The following is a 16,334-nucleotide window of genomic DNA, read 5'->3' on the forward strand; positions in this document are numbered from 1 at the left end:
TTTCCCTATAGTATAAAACATTTTTTTGACGGATACAAGGGAATCTGTTATACTAATTTTTATCTATGCATGGTGAAAACGATTTTCTAGAGAAACGGGGTATATCTTATTTATGAAAAAAACGAGACAGGCGAATCTGGAGCTTCTCAGGCTTCTCGCCATGGTATTTGTTGTGACGGCACACCTGATGAACCATGGAAATCTGATCGGAGCTGCGAAGATGGGGACTGCTTCTTATTATCTGGTTTGGACGTTGTTTGGCGTTTCTTTTACCTGTATCAATCTGTATCTGTTGATCAGCAGCTACTTTCTGACGGAATCGAGATTCAGCCTTTGGAAGCTTGTAAAAATGGCAGTTCAGGTATTGTTTTATGCCTTGGGAATTACGGCGATTTTCTGGATTTTTACAGATGTACCCCATGACTTGGAATATCTGGTCTATTCGATTTTGCCGATTTCGTCGGATTTTTACTGGTTTGTTTCCATGTATGTAGGCATGTATGTGCTGGCACCGGTGATGAATAAGCTGATTCTGGCACTGACGAAGCGTCAGCTTGCCTGTGCGTGTGCCCTGGCGCTGGCTTTGGTGTCTGTGTGGCCAAATATTTTTTATTTTTCTTCGGCCCTCAATACCGCCGGCGGTGTGAGTATATCGTGGTTTCTGACGATTTATCTGTGCGGAGCCTATATCCGTCTGTATTATCAGCCGGATGGAAAATTCCTGAAATGGTTCCTGCCTGCAGTTGGAACATCTCTGTTGATTCCCCTCAGCCGGTTTGTGATCGAGGCACTGCTTTCCACTCCGTTTGGCGCGATCAGCTTTCTGGACGATCTGATGTGGGGGTATAGTGTGTTTTATGCCTATAGCTCGATTCTGGTGACGGCTGCATCGATTTTTTTATTTCTTGCATTTCTGAATCTGAGGATTGCGCCGGGAAGAGGCGCAGGCCTGATCAATCGGATTGCAGGTGCGTCCTTTGGCGTTTATCTGATCCATGATCACTACTATATCCGGGAGAGTCTCTGGACGAAAATCGACGGCGCTGCCTGGCTTGGACACTGGTATCTGCCCTTTGCCTGTATTGGGGTGATAGCAGCGATCTATCTGGTATGTACAGCGATCGAGCTGCTTCGGCAAAAACTGTTTGCACCCTTTGAAACAAGTATGGCGATCGCAGGCTTTTTCCAAAAAGCGGATGATAAATTAAAGAAAATCTGGAATGGAGATTAAGATGAGTGAAAAGATGACCTACAAGGTATTGAAACAGGAGGGACGTGCAAAACGTGCGGTAATGGAAACTGTGCATGGTACGATCCAGACACCGGTTTTTATGAATGTCGGAACTGTTGCAGCGATTAAGGGTGCGGTTTCTACGGAGGATCTGGAAGGGCTGGGCACACAGGTGGAGCTTTCCAACACCTATCATTTGCATGTGCGTCCCGGTGATGAAAAGATCAAGGCGATGGGCGGACTGCATCGCTTTATGAGCTGGAATAAGCCGATTTTGACTGATTCCGGCGGATTTCAGGTGTTTTCACTGGCTGGTCTGCGGAAGATCAAAGAGGAGGGGGTAACCTTCCGCTGCCATATCGACGGGCATAAGATCTTTATGGGACCGGAAGAGAGTATGCGGATTCAGTCAAACCTCGCATCTACCATCGCAATGGCATTCGATGAGTGTGCGCCTGCAAAAGCGGAGAGAAGCTACGTGCAGCCTTCCGTAGACCGGACAACAAGATGGCTGGAACGCTGCAAAAAAGAGATGGCTCACCTGAACAGCCTGGACGATACGATCAATAAGCAGCAGCTTTTGTTCGGCATTAACCAGGGTGCAATTTACTCGGATATCCGAATAGAGCATGCCAAACGGATTACAGACCTGGATCTGGACGGTTATGCGGTCGGCGGTCTTGCAGTCGGTGAGACCCATGAGGAAATGTATCATATTCTGGAAGAGACAGTTCCCTACTTGCCCGTGGACAAACCGACCTATCTGATGGGAGTCGGTACACCTGCAAATATTTTGGAGGCAGTGGAACGCGGTGTGGACTTTTTTGACTGCGTATATCCCACCAGAAACGGACGTCATGGACATCTATATACAAACTTCGGCAAGATCAATCTGTTCAATGCGCAGTATGAGCTGGATATGCAGCCCATCGAGCCAGGATGTCAATGCCCTGTCTGCAGACGGTATTCCAGAGCCTATATCCGTCACCTGTTAAAAGCAAAAGAGATGCTGGGCATGCGCCTGTGCGTCATGCACAACCTGTATTTCTATAATACGATGATGACAGAAATCCGGGATGCACTGGATAAGGGAGAATTTGCAGCGTATAAGAAGCGAAAACTTGACGGCATGCAAAGAATTGTGTATGATGGAAAATAGGCTACGGTAAAGAGACCGTGCGGGGAGAATCCTGCAGGGCAGGGTTTTACTTTATAAACCAGGAGGAATATAGAAAATGAGTATTTTACTGACAGCATCTGAGTCAGCAAGCGCAGGCAGCATGATTCCGCTTATTTTAATGTATGTGGTAGTTTTTGGTGTATTTTTCTACTTCGTACTGTATCGTCCGCAGAAGAAAGAGCAGAAGAAGACCAGCGCAATGCTTTCTACTCTGGAGATCGGAGATTGCGTTCTGACCACCAGCGGCTTCTACGGAATCATCATCGACATCACAGATGATACCGTTATCGTTGAGTTCGGCAACAACAAAAACTGCCGTATTCCGATGCAGAAGAGCGCGATCGTACAGGTGGAAAAGGCTGATACAGAAGCACCTGCAGATACAAAGAAGAAATAAGACGAATTTTAGAGACAGATAAAAGAACCGGAATATGCGCATGTGATAGGCTCACAGGACGTGTGTTCCGGTTTTTTCGTCACACAGCGATATGTAACGCAGGCATCACAAAGTAGCTGGGATCGCAGAGCCGAACTGGACGTTTTCCTCGCGACACCTTCGGCACAAAGCGCCTGCGGAATGGAGGATTTTATGAAAGTTGTTGATATGCACTGCGACACGATCGCAGCACTTTATGAAAACAAAGAAAAAGGGTGGACACTGCAGGACAACAGACTGCATATTCGTCTGGATAAGATGAAACAGGGGGATTACCTGCTTCAGAATTTTGCACTGTTCGTCTGTATAGAAAATTGTGAAGACCCATATCAGCAGGCGCTGACACTGGCGGACTGCTTTGATCGGCAGATGGCACTGTTTCCGGAGCAGATTGGTCAGGTCAGATGCTATAACGACATTTTGGAAAATCAGAAAAACGGGCGCATGAGCGCGCTTTTGACAATCGAAGAGGGTGCGGTGTGTCAGGGCAGCCTGGAAAAGCTGCGGGAATTTTATGACAGAGGTGTCCGAATGTTGACGCTGACCTGGAATTTTCCAAACGAGATCGGTTTTCCGAATTTTGGCATTTCCGGGGATGGCAAGCCGGATAGGACGGTTCCGAACACGAAGGATGGGCTGACAGAGTTTGGATTTTTATTTCTGGAAGAGATGGAGCGGCTCGGAATGATCGTGGATGTGTCCCATCTGTCGGACGCAGGCTTTTATGACGTGGCGTCCCATGCGAAGCGTCCCTTTGTCGCAAGCCATTCCGACGCCCGCGCAATCTGTCCGGCGGTGCGCAATTTAACGGACGACATGATCGGTTTGCTGGCAGAAAAAGGCGGTGTGACCGGACTGAACTTCTGTCCGTCCTTTTTAAATGCCCAAAAGGACTATCCGGGCACAGCTGCAGACGTGGCACGCCATGCGGCACATATCATAAAAGTCGGCGGAGAGGACTGCCTGGGACTGGGCAGCGATTTTGACGGAATTCGGACCCATGCAGAGCTCCCGGGCGCAGACGCAATGCCGGTTCTGGAGGATGCGCTTGCAAAGGCAGGGCTTACCGCCAGACAGCGTGATAAGGTCATGGGAGAAAATGTGCTGCGCGTATACCGGGAGGTGTTGGGATAAGGCGCTGTATTCTGCTTGCAGATTTTCAGACGGAATGTTATACTGAGATCAATCTCACAAAAGAAAAATGCTGCAGAGATTGAGGATGGATTTTTTGAAATGAACATAAATGAAATTGCAAAGTTGGCAAATGTCTCCCGGGCCACCGTTTCCCGTTACTTTAACGATGGCTATGTCAGTGCAGAAAAGCGGGAGCAGATCCGCAGGGTGATCGAGGAGACCGGTTATAAACCGTCTGCGCAGGCACAGATGCTGCGTACCAAAAAGACGAAGCAGATCGGTGTGATCATCCCGAAGATCAATTCCGAATCCATCAGTGGGATGATCTCCGGGATCAGCAAGGAGTTAAAGCAGGCGGGCTTCTGGCTGCTTTTGGCAAACACGGAAAACCAGGAACGCGAGGAAGTGGAGTATTTAAAGCTCTTTTCCGAAAATCAGGTGGACGGGATTATCCTGATCGGGACGATTTTCACACCGGCGCACAAGCGTGCACTGCGCGCGCTGCAGGTTCCGGTCGTGGTGCTGGGACAGAAGCTGGAAGGCTACAGCTGCGTCTATCAGGATGATTATCTTGCAGCAAAGGAATCCGCGCGTATGATGTTAAAGGATGCGAAGCATCCGGCGTGTCTTGGTGTGACGAAGCGAGATCATGCAGCCGGGGAAGAACGTTTCCGTGGATTTTTGGATGTTCTGGAAGAAAAGGGAATAGACTGGGACAACAGCTTTTATGAGGAAAGTGCTTTTTCTGTTGAGGACGGCTATGAGGCAATGGGACGCTTATGGGAGCGGCATCCGGAGATTGATGCAGTATTTGGGGCAACGGATTCTGTAGCGCTCGGCGCGCTTGGCTGGCTGCAGGAGCATCAGATCCGGATTCCGCAGCAGGTTGCGATTTCCGGCGTGGGCGACACGGTTTCCGGGCGGATCGTTGCGCCGAAGCTTTCCAGCGTGCACTTTTTTTACCAGACCAGCGGACAGGAGGCGGCGCGGCTTTTGCTGGAGCTGATGAATGGAAATCCTGCGGGAAAAGAAATTAAAATGGGTTTTCGTACAGAGGAGAGAGGGACGACGCGCTAAACTGCGATTTAGAAAAATTTAAGAATTGTTTTGGAAAAGCTTCCACAGTTTTTGCGGGAGCTTTTTTTGTTGTGTCGGTATGCTTGTACTCAGAAAGAGAAAGCGAGGAATAGCAATGAACGAAACAAAAACAAAACAATCTGTAACACAGCAAAAATCAAACTGGAAGCCCTGGCAGATCGTGCTGGTGATCCTCCTCGGATTATGTGCCCTGCCAGTGGTGGTCCCGGTAGGGCTCGGACTGCTTGCCGCTGCAGTCGGCATTGCAGTAGCACTGGGTGCCTGCGTGCTCGGTCTGTTGGCCTGCAGCGCAGCCTGCGGCATCGGAATGATCCTTGTGCTGGCAGCACTGCTTCTGGGCGGACTGTTTTTCATCGGGACAGGAATTGTTTCGATGTTTCATGCGGTTGGCAGCGGCTTTGCGATTCTGGGCAGCGGCTTTATGATGACAGGCTCAGCAATCCTGGGCACAGCATTGCTGATCGGACTGGTGTGGCTGATCTGGAAAGGAATTTTATGGATCCGCAGCAAGGTTGGCGGAAAGAAAAAAGCCGGCAGCGCAGAGCCGGAACCTGAGGCAGCGCCCGGCGAACAGATGACGGGCACATCTGCTGCTGAAACAGACAGCAACGGATTTCACCTGCTGGAGAAAAAGGAGGCGGACAGCGATGAAAAATAAAACATTGAAAAAGACGCTTCTGATTTCGACAGGTCTGTTGGCAGCAGGCGGTATCTGTATTGGCATTGGGATTGCGATGGGAGGAAGCCCGGTGTTTTATCTGGATAACGAAGGAATTCATTTGAAAGAGACAACAGCTTGCCCGGAGACGGTACAGGATTATGCCGGACAGAAGCAGCTGGCAGCGTTTGAAAAAATTGAGGTGGATCTGAAATACGGAGAGTTTTCTTTGGAGGAAGGCGATTCTTATAGTGTTGAATATCTTCTGGCAGGCGATCGGGAAGAACCGGTGTGCCAGGTGGAGAATGGAACACTCATAGTGAAAGAAGGCGATTTCGGGGAAACGCAGGAAGGAAATCGGTGGTATTTCCGGCTCTGGGGAGAAGAAGGAGAACGGCGGCAGGATGATCCTTATGTGAAAATCACAGTGCCGAAGGGTGCCAGGTTGAAAGAGGTTTCGGTCGATGCACCGTGGGATATCGATCTTGCAGCGAATCTTTTCGCAGAGAAGCTTTCTGTAAAGACGAGCTATGGTGAGATTAAAATGGAGGACTGGAACGGAATTGACCTGAGTATTTACGACGAAGACGGTGACATCAAGACTGGAAATCTGACCGGTAATAAGGTAGAAATCACCGGTTTGTATGGAGAGCTGAACATTGGCTGTATCGAAAGCGCACAGGCATCTTTGGAAGCGGAGAATGGTTCGGTAACTGTTTTTGCAGGAACGCAGGGCACGCTGGATGTAAAAAACAGTTACGGGGATACGAACATATACGGAATGCAGAAGGCGGATGCATATGGATATGATCTTCGCACAGAATATGGTGAAATTCATTTTTCGGGATATGAGATGATGGAAAATGAGAACGGAGACGCAGCAGAGTACAGAAAACAGGCACCCGGCAGTGCTGTCATCCGGGTATCCGCAGAAAACGGCGATATCAAAATCCGGGAGAATGTTGCGCGAAGCACTTTGGAAGAAACAGTTGCAGAAACAAAATCTGTAGACGAAGAGGAGTGATTTCAATTTCATAAAGACGTAGAGACAGCTCCGGCAATCTAAAAAAAGGATTGTCGGAGCTGCTTGTATAAGTTGCCTGAAAAGATGTATACTCTTTTTGGCGAAAACGTGAATTTACAAAATGTCGTGAAAACAGAGGGCGGGGGTTACCATGGATTACAGGAAAACAGCACAGCAGATCTGTGACAACATAGGAGGCAGGAAAAATATCATCAGCGCTGAGCACTGTGCGACGCGACTGCGTCTGGTCATCGGAGACAATGACAAGTGTAGCAAGGAAGCAATCGAAGCAATCGACGGTGTGAAGGGAGTCTTTTTCGCGTCCGGACAGCTGCAGATTATTTTCGGGACAGGAACGGTCAACAAGGTTTACGACGAATTTATCCAGATCGCGGGCATCAGCGCATCTTCCAGGGAAGAAGTCCGACAGGCAGCAAGCACAAAGACGAGCCTTTGGAGGCGTGCAGTAAAGACATTGGGAGATGTATTTATTCCGATCATTCCGGCGATCGTAGCGAGCGGTCTGCTGGTGGGGATTCTGGAAGGACTTTGTGAGGTTTATCCTGCAATGGAGCAGTCCGGTACATATACGATCCTTCACCTGTTTTCGAATGCGGCATTTGTTTTTCTGCCGATCCTGATCGCGATCAGCGCGGCAAAGGTATTTGGCGGAAATCTGTATCTTGGTGCAGTTATCGGTATGATCATGATTCATCCGGATTTGATGAATGCATGGAGTGTTGTAGATGCAGAAAGTATTCCTAAATTGAATGCATGGTTCGGGTTATATCAGATCGAGCTTGTCGGCTATCAGGGACATGTCATTCCGGTTGTGATCGCAGTATGGTTTATGAGCATGCTGGAAAAGAAACTGCACAAGATCGTTCCGGAAATTATCGACCTGTTTGTGACACCGCTTGTGACGGTGCTTGTAACGGGGTATTTGACCCTGACAATTTTCGGACCTGTTTTTTCCTGGGTGGAAAACGGCGTACTGGAAGGCGCTCAGTGGCTGATTACGCTTCCCTTTGGAATCGGTGCGGCACTGTGCGGCGCGGTCTATGCGCCGACGGTTGTAGCGGGTGTACATCATATGTATAGCGCGCTGGAAGCGGGACTGATTTCAAAAAGCGGATTAAATACGTGGATGCCAATTGCGACGGCAGCCAATGTCGGTCAGGGTGCAGCGGCGCTTGCTCTGGCATTAAAAACCAAAAACAGCAAGGTAAAGGCCCTTGCGCTGCCGTCTTCGCTGTCCGCATTTTTAGGCATCACCGAGCCTGCAATTTTTGGTGTCAATATCCGTTACATGAAACCGTTTGTGGCAGGAATGATCGGAGGGGCCTGCGGTGCACTGATTGCCGGATGGACAGGCATCGGAGCGACAGCTTATGGCGTAACCGGACTGTTCGGATATCTGATTACGACGGATGATACGCTGCAATATACCCTTGTGATTGCGGTAGCGTTTGTGGTCAGCTTCGTGATTTCATGGGTGCTGTATCATGATGAGAAAGCGCCTGGCGAGAAAACCGCCGCACGAAAGCAGTAAACCTATATCCGAAAAGAATGGAAAACACGAAATTCATTCCTTCAAGTTATAAAAGCCATATCAAACCGATATGGCTTTTTTCCTGTTTTTATTGAAAAATATACAGTGTTACGTTAAACTTAGAAAGAACAGCTCAATTACAATTGGGCGCAGTATTGGAGGAACAGCTCGATGAAATTACAGATTGCATGCATTCCGGGCGATGGAATCGGACCGGAAATTGTAGCACAGGCGAATAAAGTACTGGATCAGGTGGCAAAGAAATTCGGCCATGAAATAGAACGCAAGGAGATTTTGATGGGCGGTGCATCGATTGATGTGCACGGCGTACCGCTGACAGATGAGGCGATTGCGACAGCGAAGGCGGCAGATGCGGTTCTGATGGGTTCGATCGGCGGAGATACCAACACCTCCCCCTGGTACAAGCTCCCTCCGGAAAAGCGTCCGGAAGCAGGTCTGTTGAAGATCCGCAAAGCACTCAACTTATTTGCAAATTTAAGACCGGCTTATTTGTATCCGCAGCTTGCAGGCGCGTGCCCGTTAAAAGAAGAAATCAGCAAGGCAGGCTTTGACATGCTGATTATGAGAGAGCTGACCGGCGGTCTGTATTTTGGCGAGCGCCATACGACGACAGAAAACGGCGTGCGCAAGGCAGTCGATACCCTGACCTACACCGAAGAGGAAATCCGCCGAATCGCGATCAAGGCGTTTGATGTAGCGCGCAAGAGAAAAGGCAAAGTGACGAGCGTGGACAAGGCAAACGTGCTGGATTCCTCGAGACTGTGGAGAAGCGTGGTGGAAGAGGTGGCAAAGGATTATCCTGACGTGGAGTTGTCTCATATGCTTGTGGACAACTGTGCGATGCAGCTGGTCAAAGATCCGGCGCAGTTCGATGTGATCCTGACCGAAAATATGTTTGGCGATATTCTTTCGGATGAAGCGAGCATGGTGACCGGCTCGATCGGTATGCTGTCTTCCGCAAGCTTAAACGATACAAAGTTCGGCTTATATGAACCCAGTCACGGCAGTGCGCCGGATATCGCGGGCAAAGATCTCGCAAATCCCATTGCAACTGTGCTGAGCGCTGCCATGATGCTGCGTTATACCTTTGATCTGGATAAAGAGGCAGAAGCAGTGGAAGAAGCGGTTCGCAAGGTTCTGGCAGAAGGCTACCGCACCGGAGATATTATGGCCGTAGGGTGTACATTAGTTGGATGCAGCAAGATGGGCGATCTGCTTGCAGAGCGGATTTGATTTATGGGATTTATCCTGTTGAGGGTATTGGAGTTTTTCGTGTTCCGAAAAATGGAGATGCCCGAAACAAAAAACCACCTGCTTTGCGGGTGGAGACAAAGCGTTGTACAAAAAAATCACCTTTCCGTTACAATAGAGTTGTTCAGGCACTATTGTAAGAAAGGAAAGGTGATTTTATGGCGAATAAGAATTATGATTTAGCTCACACAAAATGGATGTGTAAGTATCACATCGTATTCACTCCAAAGTATAGACGAAAAGTTATTTATAATCAATTAAAAGCTGATATAAGAGATATTTTGAAACAGTTATGTTCTTACAAAGGAGTAGAAATCATCGAAGGGCATTTAATGCCAGATCACATTCATATGCTGGTAAGCATTCCGCCGAAGATGAGTGTGTCAAGTTTTATGGGATATTTGAAGGGCAAGTCCGCACTTATGATATTCGATAGACATGCAAATCTAAAGTACAAGTTTGGAAATCGACATTTTTGGTCAGAAGGATATTATGTCAGCACAGTAGGGTTAAACGAAGCGACCATCAAAAAGTATATCCAAGATCAGGAAAAGAACGATGTTATGCAAGATAAATTAGGTGTAAAAGAATATGAAAACCCTTTTAAGGGTTAAGTCGAAGTAGTACAAACGCCCCTTCAAGGGGCATAAGCAACGCGTCAAGTGCAATAGTGACTTGAACGAAGAGAAAGTCTGGGCGCCTTGAGACGCTGTCCGGTGTCAAGGGGTTATACCCAGCGAGCCGAGCCACCCCTTGAAGGGGTGGCGGCGACTGTTTAAAAAGGGTTGACAGATCCGAAAAGGCAGAATATAATCACATTAACATATAAAGTAAGTAGGTTTAAGGAGGAAGAGCAAATGAGCAACGTTTATACATCCGCAGATCAGTTAATCGGCAGAACTCCCCTGCTGGAGTTGACACATATTGAAAAGGCAGAGGGCTTAAAGGCGCACATCTATGGCAAGCTGGAATACTTTAATCCTGCAGGCTCTGTAAAGGACAGAATTGCAAAAGCGATGATCGATGATGCAGAGGCAAAGGGCGCATTAAAGGCAGGCTCTGTAATTATTGAACCTACCTCCGGCAACACCGGCATCGGCCTTGCGTCTGTTGCAGCGGCGAGAGGCTACCGGATCATTATCGTAATGCCGGAAACCATGAGCGTAGAGCGCAGACAGCTGATGAAGGCATACGGCGCAGAGCTTGTCCTGACAGAAGGTGCTAAGGGCATGAAGGGTGCGATCGCAAAGGCAGACGAGCTGGCAAAGGAAATTCCCAACAGCTTCATTCCAGGACAGTTTGTAAACCCTGCAAACCCGGAGGTACACAAAAAGACAACCGGTCCTGAGATCTGGGAAGATTTGGATGGCAAGGTTGATATCCTGGTGGCAGGCGTTGGTACGGGCGGAACCGTGACCGGTACAGGCCAGTACTTAAAGAGCAAAAAGGCTGATGTAAAGGTTGTTGCTGTAGAGCCTGCAGGCTCTCCGGTTTTGAGCAAAGGCACAGCCGGCGCACACAAGATCCAGGGAATCGGCGCAGGCTTCGTACCGGACGTTCTGGACACCGGGGTTTATGACGAAATTATCACCGTAGAGAATCAGGACGCGTTTGCAACCGGCAGAAAGATCGGTCATCAGGAAGGTGTGCTGGTAGGCATTTCCTCCGGTGCAGCAGTATGGGCAGCGATCGAGCTTGCAAAGCGTCCCGAAAACGAAGGCAAGAACATTGTTGTGATCCTGCCGGATACCGGTGATCGTTATCTGTCTACCCCTCTGTTTGCAGAAGAGTAAGAGGCAGAGTTTAAGCTCTGTTACAGTTCACCCGTGCCATTCGTGAAAATTTTCTTGACAGAGCGAAACGGGTATGCTATCTTGTAAAAAACAAAAAGCGATGACGAAGAAAAGTAGTACAGACAGACGGCACAGAGAGCAGGCGGCGGTGGGAGTCCTGCGCGGATATCTGTAGGAAAGAACACTTCCGAGCTGCAAGCTGAACGCAGGATCTGTAAGTAGGCGAGCCGGAGTCCCACGTTACAGGGATAGCGTTTCATGGGAACGCGAAAAAGGGGCCGTACAAGGAAGTGCGGCAAGTTAGGTGGCACCGCGGATATAGCAGCAGCTATTCGTCCTATCTCCAATAGGACAAATGGCTGCTGTTTTTGCGTTCTTACAGTTCCCTTCGCAGCTTTCCGTGCGCAGCTTCTCATGCGAGCATGGAATCTGCACCCGGAAAGCGAAAGAGAAACTGCAACGCAGCAAAAGAAAAGGAGGAAAAGCTTATGTGTTCCATTCTCTGCTACGCGGGAAAAGATGTCACCAAAGAAACGATGGAAGGATATCTGTTAAAGACAAAGATGAGAGGACCGGATGCCCAGCAGGTCGTTGAGACCGAATTCGGGTATCTCGGCTTTGCAAGACTTGCGATCATGGGGTTGACCACGGACGGCATGCAGCCGTTTCAACGGGACGGCAGCTGGGTGATCTGCAATGGTGAAATTTACGGCTTTCGCAAAATCAAAAAGGAGCTGGAAGAGCGCGGTTATCAGTTCCAGAGCGGTTCCGACTGTGAGGTTTTGCTTCCGCTATATGAAGAATATGGACTGGAAATGTTTTCCCATCTGGATGCGGAATATGCCTGTGTATTGTACGATCACAAAAGCGGCAAGCTGATCGCAGCCCGTGACCAGATCGGAATCCGTCCGTTGTTTTATGGTTATTCCAAGAGCGGAAAGATTGCATTTGCCAGTGAGGCAAAGAACCTGATCGGCTGGGTGGACGAGGTGCGTGCATTTCCGCCCGGAAGCTATTATTATGATGGGAAATTTGTCAAATATGAGGATATCGCAGCTGTCCATGGTTATGTGCACGAAGATATTGATGTGATTACAAAAAACATCCATGATAAGCTGACGGAGGGGGTAAAGAAACGTCTGGATGCAGACGCTCCGCTGGGCTTTTTGTTATCCGGCGGTCTGGACTCAAGCCTTGTATGTGCAATTGCAGCAGACATTTTGAAAAAACCGATCAGGACCTTTGCAATCGGCATGGACACAGATGCGATTGATTTAAAATATGCAAAAGAAGTTGCTGATTTTATCGGCGCAGAGCATACCGAAGTCATCATGACAAAGGAAGAAGTGCTGGAAAGCCTGGAAACCGTTATCGAAGCGCTTGCAACCTATGACATCACGACGATCCGTGCGAGCATGGGCATGTACCTTGTCTGCAAGGCAATCCATGAAAAAACAGACTTAAAGGTGCTGCTGACCGGTGAAATTTCCGACGAGCTGTTCGGCTATAAATATACGGACTTTGCACCGAGCGCGGCAGCCTTTCAGGAAGAGGCAGCAAAGAGAATCCGTGAGCTGTACTGCTATGATGTCCTGCGTGCCGACCGGTGTCTTGCGGCAAACAGCCTGGAAGCCCGTGTACCCTTCGGCGATCTCGACTTTGTCCGTTATGTGATGTCTATTGACCCGGCGAAGAAGTTAAACACCTACGGAAAAGGAAAATATCTGCTGCGCAAGGCATTTGAAGCAGATCATATTTTGCCGGAAAACATCCTGTGGAGAGAAAAAGCTGCATTCAGCGATGCAGTAGGACACAGCATGGTGGATGATTTAAAAGAATACGCAGAGAAGTATTACACCGACGAGGAATACGAAACGCTCCGCCAGAAATATGATTTTGCACAGCCCTTCACAAAAGAAAGCCTGCTGTATCGGGAAATCTTTGAAAAGTATTATCCCGGACAGGCAAGGATGGTGCCGGACTTCTGGATGCCCAACAAGAGCTGGGAGGGCTGTAATGTCAATGACCCCAGTGCCCGTGTGCTGGCAAACTACGGTGACAGCGGAAAATGAAAAAGAATCCTGCTCTACAGGATTCTCCGCCTGCGGCGGGTCGCGCAAGCGACATTCTACCATTCCGCCGCAGTGCGATCCTCGCGGAGCGTTTTTATCGTATGGAAACGAAGTTTCCTATATGATAAAAATAACGGGTGGGGCTTATAAGCCCCACCCGTTTACGCGTTCCATTCGCATTCGCCGGACGTGCGGAACATCAGCAGCGCCTCGCGGCAGGAAAATTCACCCAGCTCATAGTATCCGTGGGAAAGTCGGTTGATGCGTTCCAGAGAAACTGCGCGGTTGGCACATTTTGGCTGGTCATAAATAAAACGGATGCCCTTGGCGTAATATTCAGCGTCGAATTCGGGAGTCCCTTCTTCCTCATAATAAGGGTCGAAGAAAAACACCTCATCCCTGGAAATGCCGGTTAAAAGCACATAGTGCGGAACTTCAAGAAAAAGACGCAGCACGACAGCTGCGCCGTGCAAAAGCGCCTGACTGATTTCGCTGTCCGGGGACAGTGTAACATCGTTACCGAAAAGAAACTGCGTCTGGATCGGAAAAGAGCGGACAGCTGCCAGCTGATTTAACCAACTGCCGACAAAACGCATTGCGGCGGCGGAAGTGCCGTGACGGCATGGTTGTCCCTGTTCGTTATAAGTGTCCATTGTATAGAGCATAATACATTTGAGGATGTCAGGACTGATTTCTTCCCGATCAAACAGGTAGCGGATTCCGTTGGTAATAGAAACAGAACCGCAGTCATATTCTGAGGACTGATAATTTAAGTAATTTTTCATTGAAAAATCCTCCGGTAAAGCATATTATATAAGGTCAGTGGATTGTTCCGTACTGCGCACTCCCACAATCCTACCCACCTATGAGCAAGCTCCTGTGGGCTTAGACCTTTTGACCCTGGCATCCTTATAGGATAGAAAGAATCGTGCGCTCTGCTGTCGAATATAACGCGAACCCCGTATTTTGTCAAGAATATGGGAATAGAGTCTTGACAGATCGAAAAAAATAGAATACAATTCTCACTAACATACCGGATAGATAGGTATTGAGCGGCTGATGATTCGCCCAAAAGGAGGAGCAGTTATGAAAAAACGAAACAGGATCTTAAGCCTGCTTCTGGCAGGAGTGATGGCGCTGGGACTGACCGCGTGCGGCGCATCGAATGCAGGTGCTGCAGCAGATGAAACCGGAAGCGCAGCGGTGAGCACAGAGAGTGCATCCTCAGACACAGCAGCTTCGGGAGAGAAGATTATCAACGTCGGTGTGACCAATACCATCGGCAGTATCAATCCCCTTTTGTTAAACGGCGGCGAGATTAACAAATATGCGACCGGACTGATGTTTTTGCCGTTGATGGAGCTGGATGCTGACTTGAACTTCGAGGGCATGCTGGCAGATTCCATCACAACAGAAGATAACAAAAACTTTATCGTTCACATCGATGATGCTGCAACCTGGTCGGACGGAACGCCTGTTACAGCAGATGATGTGGTTTATACCGCGCTTCGCCTGGCGAGCCCGGTCATCGGCAATACTGCAATGATGTATTATGTATTTGAAGGTGTTGGCGACGACGGCTTTGTAGAGGAAGGTGCAGAGAGCATCGACGGCATTCAGAAGGTAGACGATAAAACGGTACAGTTTACGACCAAAGAAGAAATGCCGATTACTACCTTTGAAAACAGCTATGCGAGATATCTGCTGACTCTGCCCAAGCATGTGATCGAGCAGTATTCCGAGGAAGAGCTTTCCACAGCGGATTGGTTCAACCATCCCGATGTTGTCAGCGGACCGTTCATCGTAACGGATTTTGATGTGGATCATTATATTTCCTATGAAGCGAACAAGGATTATTGGAAGGGCGCGCCCAAGATCGACAAGCTAAACATCAAAATCGTAGACGGCAGTCAGCTGTATGCAGGTCTGCAATCCGGCGAAATCGATATCACCCAGCAGACGATGAGTGATATCCCGCAGGAGGACTATGAGAGCGTAGAAGCCCTGGACAACGTAGACGTTGTATACGGTTCCCCGGTTACCAACCAGTCCGTATTTATCCAGACAAAGAACGTTCCGGATGTAAAAGTTCGTCAGGCGATGCTGTATGCGATCGACCGTCAGCAGATTCTGGAGGAACTGTTAAACGGACATGGCGAAATTGTAGATGGATTCCTGTCCAGTGCAAGCCCGTTCTATGATGATTCCCTTACACCGGTTTCCTATGATCCGGAAAAGGCAAAAGCACTTCTGGAAGAAGCTGGATGGGACGGCTCCCAGACAATCCGTTTCTATGTAAATTCCGGCGATTCGACCTTTGTAAACGCAGCCTCCATCATCGCTGCAGAGTGGGCTGCAGTCGGCATCAAGGCGGAAATCCAGACCGTTGACTTCGCAACGCTGATGAGCGTTGCAGGCACAGAGGACTATGATGTACTGGCAGTACAGTACACCTATGCGCCGGTGGATCCCTATCCGGATGTAGCATGGCTGCTTGGCGGGGAAGGAAGCTGGACCGGCTACAGCGATGATACGTTAAACGACGCGTTGACCCAATCCCAGCTGACAAGTGATCCGGAGGAAACAAAAGAGCTGTTCTCCGTTGTGGATAAAAAGGTACAGGAAGATGTTCCGATGTTCTCCGCCTATGTTATCAGCGCACAGGGGGCAGTCAGCAAGCGGATTACAGGCGCAGCTCCCAGCGTATACGGCTTCTTCAACGATGTCCAGAACTGGGACGTAGTGGAATAAAGAAGAATCCTGTTTCACAGAATTCTATTCTGCCGCAGTGGGATCTTTGCGGAGCATTTTTATCAGAGAAAAATGTAGTTTTCCTCCGATAAAAAGTTTGTATTTCATATATTTTATGCTATGATAATAACTG

Annotated in this window: 14 protein-coding genes and 1 other annotated feature; of the genes, 13 read left to right on the forward strand and 1 reads right to left on the reverse strand. The window is 48.8% G+C overall.

Annotated features, from left to right (window positions below; genetic code table 11):
* Positions 1-112 precede the first annotated feature (112 nt).
* The 12 genes from OCV62_RS15585 (at position 113) to asnB (ending at position 13,450) form a co-directional block, all read left to right on the forward strand.
* Entirely contained in the window at positions 113-1,231 is a 1,119-nt protein-coding gene (locus tag OCV62_RS15585) for an acyltransferase (protein WP_262587844.1), read from the forward strand.
* Entirely contained in the window at positions 1,221-2,390 is a 1,170-nt protein-coding gene (gene tgt / locus OCV62_RS15590; RefSeq protein WP_330667427.1) for a tRNA guanosine(34) transglycosylase Tgt, read from the forward strand. The genes OCV62_RS15585 and tgt overlap by 11 nt, the downstream gene beginning before the upstream one ends.
* A gap of 76 nt (positions 2,391-2,466) precedes the next feature.
* The gene (gene yajC, locus OCV62_RS15595; RefSeq protein ID WP_021914651.1) at positions 2,467-2,808 is read left to right on the forward strand and encodes a preprotein translocase subunit YajC; all 342 of its coding nucleotides are present in this window, start codon (positions 2,467-2,469) and stop codon (positions 2,806-2,808) included.
* A gap of 192 nt (positions 2,809-3,000) precedes the next feature.
* Positions 3,001-3,981 (forward strand): dipeptidase, encoded by a 981-nt coding sequence (locus tag OCV62_RS15600; RefSeq protein WP_021914650.1) that lies wholly within the window; start codon positions 3,001-3,003, stop codon positions 3,979-3,981.
* A gap of 99 nt (positions 3,982-4,080) precedes the next feature.
* Complete coding sequence (locus OCV62_RS15605; RefSeq protein WP_021914649.1) at positions 4,081-5,058, forward strand: LacI family DNA-binding transcriptional regulator; 978 nt, start codon at positions 4,081-4,083, stop codon at positions 5,056-5,058.
* A gap of 115 nt (positions 5,059-5,173) precedes the next feature.
* Positions 5,174-5,737 carry a hypothetical protein gene (locus OCV62_RS15610; protein ID WP_021914648.1) on the forward strand — a complete coding sequence of 188 codons (564 nt, stop codon included), beginning with the start codon at positions 5,174-5,176 and terminating at the stop codon, positions 5,735-5,737.
* Positions 5,727-6,761: a DUF4097 domain-containing protein gene (locus OCV62_RS15615; RefSeq protein WP_262587846.1), complete on the forward strand. Its 1,035-nt coding sequence runs from the start codon at positions 5,727-5,729 to the stop codon at positions 6,759-6,761. The genes OCV62_RS15610 and OCV62_RS15615 overlap by 11 nt, the downstream gene beginning before the upstream one ends.
* A gap of 151 nt (positions 6,762-6,912) precedes the next feature.
* Positions 6,913-8,313 (forward strand): PTS transporter subunit EIIC, encoded by a 1,401-nt coding sequence (locus OCV62_RS15620; protein ID WP_317258855.1) that lies wholly within the window; start codon positions 6,913-6,915, stop codon positions 8,311-8,313.
* A 171-nt stretch (positions 8,314-8,484) separates the two neighbouring features.
* Positions 8,485-9,567, forward strand: coding sequence for a 3-isopropylmalate dehydrogenase (gene leuB, locus OCV62_RS15625; RefSeq protein ID WP_021914644.1), 1,083 nt, complete (start codon positions 8,485-8,487; stop codon positions 9,565-9,567).
* A 176-nt stretch (positions 9,568-9,743) separates the two neighbouring features.
* Entirely contained in the window at positions 9,744-10,199 is a 456-nt protein-coding gene (gene tnpA / locus OCV62_RS15630) for an IS200/IS605 family transposase (RefSeq protein ID WP_262585668.1), read from the forward strand.
* A 243-nt stretch (positions 10,200-10,442) separates the two neighbouring features.
* A complete protein-coding gene (cysK, locus tag OCV62_RS15635) occupies positions 10,443-11,378 on the forward strand; it encodes a cysteine synthase A (protein WP_117962232.1) in 936 nt (311 codons plus the stop codon).
* Positions 11,379-11,469: 91 nt separating this feature from the next.
* Positions 11,470-11,721: a binding site (T-box leader), on the forward strand.
* A 145-nt stretch (positions 11,722-11,866) separates the two neighbouring features.
* Positions 11,867-13,450 (forward strand): asparagine synthase B, encoded by a 1,584-nt coding sequence (asnB, locus tag OCV62_RS15640; protein WP_262587848.1) that lies wholly within the window; start codon positions 11,867-11,869, stop codon positions 13,448-13,450.
* Positions 13,451-13,611: 161 nt separating this feature from the next.
* Here asnB and OCV62_RS15645 read toward each other — a convergent pair whose 3' ends face one another.
* Complete coding sequence (locus OCV62_RS15645; RefSeq protein ID WP_021916243.1) at positions 13,612-14,235, reverse strand: hypothetical protein; 624 nt, start codon at positions 14,233-14,235, stop codon at positions 13,612-13,614.
* Between the two features lie 277 nt (positions 14,236-14,512).
* Here OCV62_RS15645 and OCV62_RS15650 point away from each other — a divergent pair, with 277 nt between their 5' ends.
* On the forward strand, positions 14,513-16,201 hold the full coding sequence (locus OCV62_RS15650; RefSeq protein WP_416822297.1) for an ABC transporter substrate-binding protein: 1,689 nt from the start codon (positions 14,513-14,515) through the stop codon (positions 16,199-16,201).
* Positions 16,202-16,334 lie beyond the last annotated feature (133 nt).

The sequence above is a fragment of the Gallintestinimicrobium propionicum genome (genome assembly GCF_025567525.1).
Classification (GTDB): Bacteria; Bacillota; Clostridia; order Lachnospirales; family Lachnospiraceae; genus Gallintestinimicrobium; species Gallintestinimicrobium propionicum.

What these genes read in the sequence shown, in the direction of transcription:
- OCV62_RS15585 (WP_262587844.1), top strand. Translation starts at nt 113, where the DNA reads ATGAAAAAAACGAGACAGGCGAATCTGGAGCTTCTCAGGCTTCTCGCC.
- tgt (WP_330667427.1), top strand. Translation starts at nt 1,221, where the DNA reads ATGGAGATTAAGATGAGTGAAAAGATGACCTACAAGGTATTGAAACAG.
- yajC (WP_021914651.1), top strand. Translation starts at nt 2,467, where the DNA reads ATGAGTATTTTACTGACAGCATCTGAGTCAGCAAGCGCAGGCAGCATG.
- OCV62_RS15600 (WP_021914650.1), top strand. Translation starts at nt 3,001, where the DNA reads ATGAAAGTTGTTGATATGCACTGCGACACGATCGCAGCACTTTATGAA.
- OCV62_RS15605 (WP_021914649.1), top strand. Translation starts at nt 4,081, where the DNA reads ATGAACATAAATGAAATTGCAAAGTTGGCAAATGTCTCCCGGGCCACC.
- OCV62_RS15610 (WP_021914648.1), top strand. Translation starts at nt 5,174, where the DNA reads ATGAACGAAACAAAAACAAAACAATCTGTAACACAGCAAAAATCAAAC.
- OCV62_RS15615 (WP_262587846.1), top strand. Translation starts at nt 5,727, where the DNA reads ATGAAAAATAAAACATTGAAAAAGACGCTTCTGATTTCGACAGGTCTG.
- OCV62_RS15620 (WP_317258855.1), top strand. Translation starts at nt 6,913, where the DNA reads ATGGATTACAGGAAAACAGCACAGCAGATCTGTGACAACATAGGAGGC.
- leuB (WP_021914644.1), top strand. Translation starts at nt 8,485, where the DNA reads ATGAAATTACAGATTGCATGCATTCCGGGCGATGGAATCGGACCGGAA.
- tnpA (WP_262585668.1), top strand. Translation starts at nt 9,744, where the DNA reads ATGGCGAATAAGAATTATGATTTAGCTCACACAAAATGGATGTGTAAG.
- cysK (WP_117962232.1), top strand. Translation starts at nt 10,443, where the DNA reads ATGAGCAACGTTTATACATCCGCAGATCAGTTAATCGGCAGAACTCCC.
- asnB (WP_262587848.1), top strand. Translation starts at nt 11,867, where the DNA reads ATGTGTTCCATTCTCTGCTACGCGGGAAAAGATGTCACCAAAGAAACG.
- OCV62_RS15645 (WP_021916243.1), bottom strand. Translation starts at nt 14,235, where the DNA reads ATGAAAAATTACTTAAATTATCAGTCCTCAGAATATGACTGCGGTTCT.